This window comes from Psychrobacter sp. NPDC078501, from assembly GCF_044900935.1.
Taxonomy (GTDB): domain Bacteria; phylum Pseudomonadota; class Gammaproteobacteria; order Pseudomonadales; family Moraxellaceae; genus Psychrobacter.
The window spans coordinates 121,864-134,091 of record NZ_JBJDOS010000001.1 but is presented as its reverse complement, the minus strand read 5'-3'; the positions used below and the strand labels follow the sequence as shown (position 1 = coordinate 134,091).

The window sequence follows — 12,228 nt, the reverse complement described above, 5'->3', positions numbered from 1 at the left end:
GGCAACCTAGGTTACCTGCTTCTCTAATTGGTCGATTATAAGATAATGATAAATTAAATAATCACTATCTTAAGAACCAAATGCAACATTATTTATCTTGGTCGCTAAGTTTGTAAGCTAAGACATAATCACCAATGGTTGTGCCAACTGAACCATGACCACCTGCGACCAATACGACCATTTGCTCACCTTTAGAGTTCAAGTAAGTCATTGGCGTGGCTTGACCACCTGCTGGAATACGGACATTCCATAGCACGTCGCCATTTTTTAAGTCATAAGCTCGGAAGTTGTTTTCTGTCGCCGCTGACAAGAATGCGACGCCGCCTTTAGTGATGATAGGTCCACCGATACCAGGTACGCCCAGTTCCAGTTTGATAGGAATAGGAGACAAGTCTTGTACCGTACCATTTTTGCGTTGATAAGCGATATCACCTGTGGCTAGGTCAGCACCAGCGATCGTGCCCCATGGTGGCTGCTGACAAGGTACGCCTAATGGTGACAAGAAGGGCCCCAATTCTACTGCATAATCTGCACCTTCATTGGCATTGACGCCTTGCTCGCCTTTATTGGTTTCTGCATCGCCCAACGTGTCTCTAGGAATGAGTTTTGAGGTAAATGCCAAGTAAGTCGGCATACCAAACATCACGCCATTCTCAGGATCGACTGCAATACCGCCCCAATTAAAGGTACCAAAGTTACCAGGATAGACCAAGCTACCATTGGTTGATGGCGGGGTATAGCGACCATCATAGTTGAGCTGATTGAACTCAATACGGCACATCATTTGATCGACGAGACTGGCACCCCACATGTCTTTTTCAGTCAGTGGTTCAGGCTCAAAGCTCAAGCCAGAATAAGGCTGAGTTGGCGCTGCGTGCTCTCCCGCTATGAGATAGCCTTGCGGTGCAGGACGTTCTTTAATCGGTACAATAGGCTCACCCGTTGCGCGGTTCAAGACGTATACATCACCTTGTTTGGTTGGTACAACTAGCGCAGGCTGTACACCATCGGCCGTATCTAGATCAAGTAAGGTTGGCTGAGCAGGCGTGTCCATGTCCCAAAGGTCATGATGGACAAACTGCTGAACCCAGCGTGCTTCACCAGTCTCGATATCTAGAGCGACAACAGACGTTGCATACTTTTCTTCAGCGGCATTTCGGTAGCTACCTAGCTGATCCGGTGTGCGGTTACCCATAGGGAAGTAGGCCAATCCAAGCTCTTCATCGGCAGTGGCAACTGACCATGAGTTTGGCGAGCTGGTCTTGTAAGTCTGGGTTGGATCATTGACATCGAAAGGTGCTGTATTGTCAGGATCACCTGAGTCCCAGTTCCAAAGAAGCTCACCGGTATTGACATCATATGCACGGATTACACCAGAAGGCGAGTTGACATCATAGTTATCATTGACAGCACCAGCGACGATGATTGTATCACCTGCGATAACTGGTGGTGACGTAGAATAATAGTAACCTGCTTGATTGAACGGCATGTTATGCATCAAGTCTAATGCACCATCATCCCCAAAGTCTTGGCAGCGTTGCCCAGTATTTGGATCGAGTGCATATAGTTTCGCATCAGAAGTTGGGATAAATATCTTGGCATCACATTGCTTAGATGCATTTTCAAAGGTATTACCAGCAATTTTTTGCACTTGCACAGGACTGGTTGCTTGACCCGCATAATAAGATACGCCGCGACAGGTTTGATGCTGACGTTGTAAGTTTTCCTCTACTTGAGGATCAAACTTCCACAGCGTCTCACCAGAGTCGGCATTTAGCGCTAGTACCCAATTATGAGGGGTACATAGGTATAAACCGTTACCGATTTTTAATGGCGTTGCCTGATAAGTGGTCTCACCGACATCGTTAGGCCCTTTGACATCACCTGTTTGGATTTGCCATGCCAGTTCTAAATCTTTGACGTTATCGGTATTGATTTTATCGAGAGGTGAGTAGCGCTGACCATAATCAGTGCGACCATACGCGCTCCATTCGCCATCTGGTGTTTGCTGACCATTTGATAACGGATCACCAAGGTTAGCTGAGGTCTCATCTGAGCTGACGTTTTGCTCGTCATCATTTGCAGCAGTCAAGTTAAGCTCACCGAGTTTGTCAGTGGCATTATTAGCTAGACTACCAAAAGAGAGTAGTGCACCTACGATTACGCTGACGAGCAGTCCCCAATAATACAGAGGGCTTTTCTTAACGTTGTTTATAGTTGGTGTGCTATTTGAAGCTACTTGAGTTTTAGGCCCACGCATTTTGTTGGATACCCATGGCAATAGCATGAGCAAACCAAATATAAGCGGGAAGCCAACTCGAGGTGCTAGCGCCCACCAATAGAACCCAGATTCCCAAAGTGCCCAAGCCATGGTCGCTACGATAAATAGCGCATATAACCCGTAAGCACTCCAGTGTTTTTTGAACAATAAAAAAGCTGTCGTTAGTATAATGACGCCAGCAATGAGGTAGTAAGGACTACCGCCTAAGGACAATAAATAAGCGCCGCCAATGAGTAGAGGGGCGGCAAAAATTGCCATAATGATCGCTACGAATTTTTCCATGAGCGGTATCACCTGTTTACAAAAGAGCAAGTTAATATGTATTGATATTTAGTCGATAGTCAATTTCATTCGACCAAATATCAATACAAGTGTGAATAATACATAAAAGAAACATTGAATAACGTTCTAGAACCTATTTTATCATCCACAGCTCAGTCTAGTAAGGGTAAGCAAGTCTGAGATACTTTATTTAACAAATGCTCATTAATTTGCAAATTGCTTTTGGCATAGCTCCATGAACGCACGTCCATATTGACGGATTTCTGCGTCATCACGTACCGCCATCCAGCTGGTAAAGCGACCAAAATGATCGACGGGGATGGCCGTTAGGTTTTGATAATGGCTTGGCTCAAATGCCATTTCTGCGATGATACCAATACCTAGGCCTAGACCGACGTAGGTGCTGATCACATCGGCATCGAGCGCCGCTAATACGATATCCGGCTCTAACCCTGCTTCATCAAATGTCTTGTCAATCGCGCCGCGTCCTGTAAAACCACCGTGATAAGTCACAATCGGATAGCTGGCAAGCGTGGGCAGATCAATAGACTCTTGACTAGCCAGTTCGTGATCACTTGGTACGATAACGCGATGCGTCCAGTCATAGTAACGATAGCATCTAAGATAATTATTATGCAGCAAGGACTCAGTGGCAATACCGATATCGGCTTGACCACGGATGACCATCTGAGCGATGGTCTCAGGATCTGCCTGTTGTAAAATCAAATTTACTTTTGGGAAACGATCTTTGAACTCTTTAACCACTTGCGGCAGTACATAACGCGCTTGAGTGTGGGTGGTGGCAATCGTCAACGTACCGATATTAGGATTATTAAAGTCTAAACTTAGGTTTTCAATGGTACGAATTTCAGCAAAGATAGACTCGATATGCGGCATGAGCGCTGTGCCCATAGTGGTCAGTCCCGTCAGGCGTTTGCCTTGGCGCACAAATACTTCCGTCTTTAACTGATTTTCTAGCGCAGCAATATGCTTTGATAAGCTTGATTGACTGGTATGTAGCACGGTCGCCGCTTGGCTTAAGTTATAACCGTTAATCACCGTATGCCATACTGTTTCTAGCTGTTTGAGCTGAATCTGCAAATGCCGTTGGTTGACCACTACGTCGATTGCCATAACTTAATCCTATCGTATAAATATACAAACCTCGTCTGTATATGAAAGTAAAAATGTCTGAACATACAGTAATAAAGTAGTGTAAAACAAAGCTATTATTCTTGTATATAATAAATAGCTATCAATTTATGATAATTATGAATATAGAATTTGTATTTTGCAATGCTAAAAAATTATCCGTTCCGTAAACGCTGTCTAGTCAGTGAAGCCATTTGACCTAATAGTTCATAAAGAACGGTCATTATTAAGCATAAAAAACAGCTACCTTTTGAAAGATAGCTGTTCGTCAGTTATAAAGTTATTTATTACTATTAGTTAGTCGATACTGACCAACTTCAAACTCAGTTTATTTAGCAATATCAAAGCGATCTGCATTCATAACCTTGTTCCAAGCGCGGACGAAGTCACGAACGAATTTCTCTAAGTTATCATCTTGCGCGTATAGCTCAGCATAAGCACGTAATATAGAGTTAGAGCCAAATACCAAGTCTACACGGCTTGCTTGCCATTTGACGTTTCCTGTACCACGCTCACGTACTTCGTAGCTATTGGCAGTGTTGTCTGCTGCTTTTACAGGATGCCATGTATAGTTCATGTCTGTTAGATTGACAAAGAAGTCGTTGGTAAGCACACCAGCACGTTCAGTAAAGACGCCATGTTGGCTTTGACCGTGGTTGGTATCAAGCACTCGCATACCACCAAGCAATACGACCATCTCAGGTGCTGTTAATCCCATTAATTGCGTGCGATCAAGTAGCATCTCTTCTGGTGATACCGCATAGTCGCCCTGAATCCAGTTACGATAACCATCATGTAGCGGCTCTAAATCAGCGAAAGATTCAGCGTCAGTCATTTCAGCGTCAGCATCACCGCGACCTGGATTAAACGGTACAGTAATATCTACGCCTGCATCATTTGCTGCTTGTTCAATAGCGGCATTACCAGCCAACACAATGAGGTCTGCTAAGCTAACGTCTTTATCAAAGCCAGACTGAATGCTGGTCAATGTCTCAAGTACACGTTGTAATTGTTCTGGCTCGTTGCCTGCCCAGTCTTTTTGTGGGGCTAAACGGATGCGTGCACCGTTGGCACCGCCGCGATAGTCCGAAGCGCGGAAGGTACGAGCGCTGTCCCATGCTGTGATGATCAACTCACGACGACTAATGTCACTGTCTAAAATCTGTGCTTTTAGCGTTGCAATATCATCAGCAGTCAAGTCCGTATTACCTGTAGGAATAGGGTCTTGCCATACAAAGTCTTCGCTTGGTACATCAGCACCTAAGTAACGAGATTTTGGTCCCAAATCGCGGTGAGTCAGTTTGAACCACGCTCTAGCGAATACTTCATCAAAGTACTCTGGATTGTTATGGAACTTTTCTGAAATCTCACGATAGATAGGATCCTTGCTCAATGCCATATCTGCATCAGTCATGATTGGGTTACGACGGACATTTGGATCATGAGCATCTAACGGACGATCTTCTTCTTTGATATCAGTTGGTTCCCACTGCCATGCACCCGCTGGACTTTTAGTTAGTGCCCATTCGTGGTTCAATAGTAGTTCAAAGTAACCGTGGTCCCACTGGGTCGGATTGGTGGTCCATGCGCCTTCGATACCACTTGAAACGGTATCACCTGCATTACCACGACCTTTAGGATTGCGCCAGCCTAGACCTTGCTCTTTAATGTCAGCAGCTTCTGGCTCGTCTTCTAGTATCGTTGCATCACCATTACCGTGACATTTACCAACGGTGTGTCCACCAGCAGTTAGAGCGACCGTCTCTTCATCGTTCATTGACATACGAGCAAAGGTAGTACGCATATCTTGAGCAGTCTTTAATGGGTCAGGGTTACCATCCACACCTTCAGGGTTGACATAAATCAAGCCCATTTGTACTGCTGCTAGTGGGTTTTCTAGTGACGCGCGGTCTTCGTCGCTGTCATAACGGTTTTTGGTAGCAGCTAACCATTCGCGCTCAGAACCCCAATAGATGTCTTTTTCTGGATGCCAGATATCAGCTCGGCCACCAGCAAATCCTAGCGTTTTGAAGCCCATAGATTCATAAGCCATGTTACCTGCCAAAATCATCAAATCGGCCCACGACAATTTATTGCCATATTTTTTCTTGATTGGCCATAATAGACGACGGGCTTTATCAAGGTTGACGTTGTCAGGCCAGCTGTTCAATGGTGCAAAGCGTTGGTTACCAGTGTTAGAGCCGCCGCGACCATCAGCACCGCGATACGTACCAGCTGAATGCCAAGCCATACGAATCATCAAGCCACCATAATGACCCCAATCCGCTGGCCACCATTCTTGTGACTCAGTCATTAGATTTTTTAGATCAGTTTTGACCGCTTCTAGATCTAGCTGTTTAAAAGCTTCAGCATAATCAAAGTCTTCACCCATTGGGTCAGTCTTTTTGTCTTGCTGATGCAATATGTCTAAGTTCAGTGCATTTGGCCACCAATCTGTCGCAGCAGAAGCCGTGGTAGTATGTGCCTGATGCATTACAGGGCAGCCACCCATACTCGGACGCTGAGGCTCGTGCGAGTTATCAACGTTTTCGCTATGAATCGTTGGGCCTTGACCATCACCCTGGTCATAGGTTGTGTTAGTAGTCGCATTATTATTGTTGCTTTCATGATCTACAGGACAACGAGCAGCATCTGGGGCAGTGTTTTTGTCAGTGGTGTTATTGGTTGAGTCGGACATGGTATAACTCCTAGGCTATGATAATAGAAAAGAACAAACCGTGAATCTCGGTAGTCGTTGTTTATGTACAAAGCATAACTAAGCTGAGTAGATTTATAAAACTAATATATAAGAATTATAAGTTTTAAATTACCAATCATAAAAGACTTGATGTTTTGTTTATCTCAATCATTATTAACGCCCGCGCTTATTATCGCCAATTAAGAATAAACCAATAGAGTACACCCAACTAATGAAGCCTGCGTCAGTTTTACTACTACCTTTATATTACCTATAAATAATGTCATTGTCAGACATCTTTCAAAATAGAAATGAGCAATAAAAAAGAGAGCTAAGATAACCTTGGTAAAACACTGCGGTTTTTTGCGTTACGATTAAGAAATATAAGCGATTGCACATGGCCTGCAATCGCTAAGTTAATGCAAAAACATCTAGTCAAGATAAAGGTTCTCAAGTACCATAACTGGATTTTGTTGTAATGATAATATTGGTGCAACGTAGAGCAATTTTTATCGATCCTTTTGTCGATAACTGATTCTAAAGATTGATAAAAATTGTGCGCGGTTGTGTTCTTTGTCTGAATTGTTGGTGAGTTATTATGTCTGCTGTCAAATCTGTACCGCCCAATCAACCAATTGCCAAAAAGTCATGGGGCGAGGCTACAAAAGCTTATCTCGATCCTCGTGTCATTATTATGCTGTTTTTGGGATTTTCAGCGGGTATACCTATTCTGCTGATTTTCTCAAGTCTGTCGCTATGGCTGAGAGAAGCAGGCATTGATCGTAGTGTCGTCACTATGTTCAGCTGGGCAGCACTGGGGTATTCGTTCAAGTTTATTTGGGCGCCATTGATTGATGCGCTCCCTGTACCGTTTTTGACCAAGTGGCTAGGGCGTCGTCGTAGTTGGATGGTGGTATCACAGCTGCTTATCGTGCTGGCGATCTTTTTGATGGCAAGGGTAAATCCTGTTAGCGAAGATGTCTTGGTTTATATGGCAGGCGCGGCCGTGCTGCTTGGGTTCTCTTCTGCGACGCAAGATATCGTGATTGATGCGTACCGTATTGAGCTTGCGCCGCCGTCTATGCAGTCTATCTTGTCCTCTATCTATGTGTCAGGCTACCGTATCGGTATGATTGTCGCAGGGGCAGGCGCGTTATATTTGGCTGATTATTTCGGCTCAAATGAGACGTTTTATAGTTATGAAGCATGGCGCAATACCTATTACATCATGGCAGGAGTCATGACGTTAGGGGTATTAACGACGTTTGCTAGTTATGAGCCAACCGCTGAGACCCTGCAAAGTAAAAAGCAGAAGGGTAACTTAAAAGTATTCCTAATTTATTCAGCGTTACTACTTATCCCAGGTCTGCTGTTTGGTGTTATTTACCTAATTAATATTTTGATCAATACAATATTTGATAGCACAGTGGCCTTGATACCACTAATGGTAATGCCAGCGATTAAGTTTTACTTTTTAGCATTGGTCGCATGCGCACCATTGTTATTGCTGTACTTTATTATTAACCAACCAAAAATCATTAACAAAGCCCCGTTGGTTGCTGAAACTCGTGAAGACTACGTCAGACTGGTAGCGTTGTTTGTATTTTCAGTGATTGCCTTTATCGCCGCTTATATACTGATGGGACAGGTCTTACCAGAGTTTGAAGGCGCGTTTTCTAGCTTCTTTGTAGAAACCTTGCATTTATTAGTAAGTTTAGGCGCGGCGATGGCAGCAGGTTATGCCCTGGTACAAGTAGGACTGGTGAAAAAAGAAGTGGCCATGGCAACATGGATCGAGCCTGTCTTAGACTTTTTCCGACGTTATGGCAAAAAAGCCTTGCTACTATTAGCCTTGATTGGTCTATACCGTATCTCGGATATCGTCGCAGGCGTGATCTCCAACGTCTTTTATCAAGACATGGGCTTTAGCAAAACAGATATCGCCAATGCCGTAAAACTGGTCGGTGTAATTATGGCAATTGCAGGTGGCTTCTTGGGCGGGATTTTGGCTCAGCGCTTCCGTATTATGCACGCCATGATGATTGGTGCGATTTTAGCGTGTGCGACCAACCTGTTGTTTGTGGTATTGACATACAACCCAGGTAGCCTGCCCATCATGTATATGGCAGTGATATTTGATAACTTGGCTGCGGGCCTTGCAAGCGCTGTATTTATCGCCTTCTTATCGGCACTGACCTCGATTCGCTTTACCGCAGTACAGTATGCGATTTTTTCCTCCTTGATGACGCTGATACCGAAAGTGATGGGTGGTTATTCTGGTGCTATCGTCGATAATATGGGTTATCCGTTTTTCTTTATCTTTACCTTTGCTATTGGTATTCCAATTCTGGCACTGATTTACTTTGTCGATAGACATATTGTCATTGGTGATAACGATGATATTTATGGCGATGACAATAGTAATGGAAACGGTGATAACGGGATAGGTGTCAAGCTGAGCAAAACCAATCCTAACCTGACCGATACCAAAGAGCCACCACGCGCATCAGAGTAGGCTAAGCAGCATTTTACCTTTATACATTCACTGTTTTTTAAGAGCTATCTATGACCGTATCAACCATTCGTCAAATTAAGCAGCATATTCAACAACTGACGAATGGTGATACTGATAATCAGCTGCCGTCGTTTTGGCTAACGGACTGGTTGTTGCATGTCATTGACAAGCCTGCGATAGCGTTAATGACGAATGAAGATTACCAGCTAACTGATAGTGAGATTGCACGTTTCAATGACGGTGTGGTAAAAATGCAGCAAGGCATACCGCTTGCGTATCTAACCGGACAGCAGGAGTTTTGGTCGCTTAACTTTAGGGTGAACGAGCATACCTTGATTCCTCGGCCCGATACCGAGGTGCTGGTCGAGCAGGTGTTAAACTGGATAAACGCTCAGCCAGCGCAACTTAGTAATAAGCGATTGCTAGACTTGGGGACAGGGTCAGGTTGTATCGCTATCAGTCTTGCCCATGAACTTAAGAAAGCTAATTGGCAAGTCGTGGCAGTCGATTTATCGTCAGAGGCTCTTAAGATTGCTCAGCACAATGCGGTGAGTAATAATGTTGCCAATGTTGAGTTTGTCCAAAGCAGTTGGTATCAAGCGCTACCTACTAATGATGAGCATCAGTTTGATATCATCGTCTCCAACCCTCCTTATATTGACGAGACAGACGAGCATTTGGTAGGTCTAACAGCTGAACCGATTAGTGCGCTCAGTGCACCTAATCAAGGTCTGGCTGATATCGAGCATATCGTCCAACAAGCAATGACATATCTCTGTACAGGTGGGCTACTGGCTATCGAGCATGGATATGATCAAGGTGATGCTGTTCGCAAGTTGTTTTTGGATAGTAATTTTGAGTCAGTACATACCGTAAAAGACTACGGTGGTAATGATCGCGTCACGCTAGGGCAAGTCCAGTAGATGGTTTTTTGATAGTAGATTTCTTTGATTATAGGTTGTAGATGAATATGGTAGAAGAGCTGGTACAGCTATCAGATGATGAGCTACTCCGTTATGCCCGGCAAGTATTATTAGACGGTTGGGATATGGACGCTCAGCTGCGATTAAAGACAGCACGCGTGGTCATAATAGGGGCAGGCGGCCTTGGTTGTCCTGCGTCTGAGACATTGGTACGTGCTGGAGTGGGTTATGTCCATCTGATTGATGATGATGAGATTGAGGCGAGCAACTTACAACGGCAAACGCTGTTTTTGCCAGAAGATATTGGTCAGTCTAAAGCACTGACCGCAGCGCACATGTTAGCGCGCATCAACCCTTTGATAAAGGCTCGCGGCACTGTCACACGATTAGATGAAGACAACGCTTATGAATTGCTCGATATGGCAGCAGGCAAGCCGGACTTATTCTTAGACTGTACGGATAATTTTGCCACGCGCGACATCATCAATCGTATCAGTGTACGCTACCAGATTCCCCTGTTATCTGCCTCAGCGATTGCGATGCAAGGGCAGTTAGCACTGTTCGAACCTCAGCTCGATACTGGTTGTTATCATTGCGTATTTGGCTCAGTAGCAACTGATGAAGCCTCTGACGAACGTACGTGTGCCAATTCAGGAGTGTTGGCCAGTACCACTGCCGTCATGGGCAACTTGCAAGCCAATGCTGCGTTGCAATACTTGGGATTAACCAAAAATCCACTGACAAACAAACTGCTCATATGGGATGGTAGTCAGATGCAGCAGCGACTAATGGGCTATCGAAAAGACCCGCAGTGTCCTGTCTGTAGCAGTCCTATAGTCAATCCTCTATAAATTGGATACAGTGTCAGGCTTGCTTAGTCTACGACTGGTAGTACTTTCGCTCGCCTTCCTTGTATCCAAATTATCTTTAACCGACTATAACTGAATAATCTTATTTTAACGCGTTTTTATATTGTATTGCCTATCTTCAAACCTCCTTCTTATTACCATAGTTGTTTTTTATGAAAATTCATCGTCCGCATTTATTAAAGCATACTTTTAATGTCATGAACCGTGTTCGCCAAACAGCGAGTGTGGCAGGTCTGTCTGCGCTAAGAGTGGCAAAAGGTGAGAAACCTGACGCGATGCTACTCAAAGAAACCTTTGAGCAGTTAGGCACAACTTATATCAAAATCGGTCAATTTATCGCCAGTACACCGTCATTGTTTCCACGTGATTATGTCAAGGCTTTCCAGAGCTGCTTGGATCAGACCACGCCATTGTCTTATGCTTATATCGAGCAAGTGCTAAAAGAAGAGCTGGCGACTAATGGCATGACGCTTGATGATACGTTTGCGCATATTGACTCAGAGCCACTAGCCTCAGCTTCTATCGCTCAAGTGCATGCAGCACGGTTGCACAATGGTGATGAAGTGGTGCTGAAGGTACAAAAACCTGGCGTCGAGACTATTATGCAGACTGATTTGGGCGTATTGCATGGGGTGACTAAGCTGCTTGAAATACTAATGCCCTCAATGAAGTTTGCGAGTATTGCACCGATTATTGATGAGATTCGTCTGCGTATGCTTGCCGAGACTGACTTTATCGCTGAAGCGCAGAACATCCGCGATTTTCAGCAGTTCTTAGCGGTATCAGGTAATACTCGTGTCGTTGCACCAACTGTCTATGAAGAGCTGACTACCAAGCGTGTTCTAACGATGAGCCGTCTCTATGGCGTCTCTATGGTCGATGAGTCGCTCATGCGTCAATACTGTGCAGATCCTGCTCAAGTTATGGCAGATACTTTAAATACATGGTTTGCCAGTCTTATGCTGTGCAATAGTTTCCATGCTGATCTGCATGCTGGCAATTTAATGCTATTGACTGATGGCCGTATTGGCTTTTTGGATTTTGGTATTGTCGGTAAACTAAAAGCTGAGAGCTGGCGCGCATGTATGGGCATGATGCAAGCCATGCAAGACAGTGACTATCAAGCCATGGCGCGCCATATGATTGATATGGAAATGACACATGGTGGCAATAAAGTTGATGTGACTGCACTGGGGAATGATTTGCAGCGTATGATGACAACCATCATGGCAGAAGATAAAACCTTTACCAGCGGTGTGCCGTTTAATAGTAAAGAGCAAGCCGATGAGCTTAATAAAATGATGCTTGAGATTGTCGAAGTTGGCAAACGTCATGGCATCCATTTCCCACGCGACTTTGCTCTATTGACCAAACAGATGTTGTATTTTGATCGGTTTATGCGTACGCTAGCTCCAGATATGGATATGTTTAGCGATCAGCGGGTGCAAATGCTAGGGCAGGATACAGTAGAGACGCCAACGTTAGACGTATCATAGTTTTCTCTAACA

General features: G+C 44.5%; 7 protein-coding genes. 4 read left to right on the top strand and 3 right to left on the bottom strand.

Annotation, left to right across the window (positions count from 1 at the left end; translation table 11 throughout):
• Positions 1-88 precede the first annotated feature (88 nt).
• The 3 genes from ACI2IW_RS00510 to katG all read right to left on the bottom strand — a co-directional run bounded on the left by ACI2IW_RS00510 (position 89) and on the right by katG (position 6,227).
• Complete coding sequence (locus ACI2IW_RS00510; protein WP_404692289.1) at positions 89-2,563, bottom strand: membrane-bound PQQ-dependent dehydrogenase, glucose/quinate/shikimate family; 2,475 nt, start codon at positions 2,561-2,563, stop codon at positions 89-91.
• A 204-nt stretch (positions 2,564-2,767) separates the two neighbouring features.
• The gene (locus ACI2IW_RS00505) at positions 2,768-3,697 is read right to left on the bottom strand and encodes a LysR substrate-binding domain-containing protein (protein WP_057759664.1); all 930 of its coding nucleotides are present in this window, start codon (positions 3,695-3,697) and stop codon (positions 2,768-2,770) included.
• A gap of 346 nt (positions 3,698-4,043) precedes the next feature.
• The gene (gene katG / locus ACI2IW_RS00500) at positions 4,044-6,227 is read right to left on the bottom strand and encodes a catalase/peroxidase HPI (RefSeq protein ID WP_201571470.1); all 2,184 of its coding nucleotides are present in this window, start codon (positions 6,225-6,227) and stop codon (positions 4,044-4,046) included.
• Between the two features lie 784 nt (positions 6,228-7,011).
• Between katG and ACI2IW_RS00495 the strand changes: the two genes are divergently transcribed.
• The 4 genes from ACI2IW_RS00495 to ACI2IW_RS00480 all read left to right on the top strand — a co-directional run bounded on the left by ACI2IW_RS00495 (position 7,012) and on the right by ACI2IW_RS00480 (position 12,216).
• On the top strand, positions 7,012-8,928 hold the full coding sequence (locus tag ACI2IW_RS00495) for an AmpG family muropeptide MFS transporter (protein WP_339727033.1): 1,917 nt from the start codon (positions 7,012-7,014) through the stop codon (positions 8,926-8,928).
• 50 nt (positions 8,929-8,978) lie between these two features.
• The gene (prmC, locus tag ACI2IW_RS00490) at positions 8,979-9,851 is read left to right on the top strand and encodes a peptide chain release factor N(5)-glutamine methyltransferase (protein WP_339727036.1); all 873 of its coding nucleotides are present in this window, start codon (positions 8,979-8,981) and stop codon (positions 9,849-9,851) included.
• 47 nt (positions 9,852-9,898) lie between these two features.
• The gene (locus ACI2IW_RS00485; RefSeq protein ID WP_404692592.1) at positions 9,899-10,702 is read left to right on the top strand and encodes a HesA/MoeB/ThiF family protein; all 804 of its coding nucleotides are present in this window, start codon (positions 9,899-9,901) and stop codon (positions 10,700-10,702) included.
• Positions 10,703-10,872: 170 nt separating this feature from the next.
• Entirely contained in the window at positions 10,873-12,216 is a 1,344-nt protein-coding gene (locus ACI2IW_RS00480) for an AarF/ABC1/UbiB kinase family protein (protein ID WP_339727042.1), read from the top strand.
• Positions 12,217-12,228: the final 12 nt, after the last annotated feature.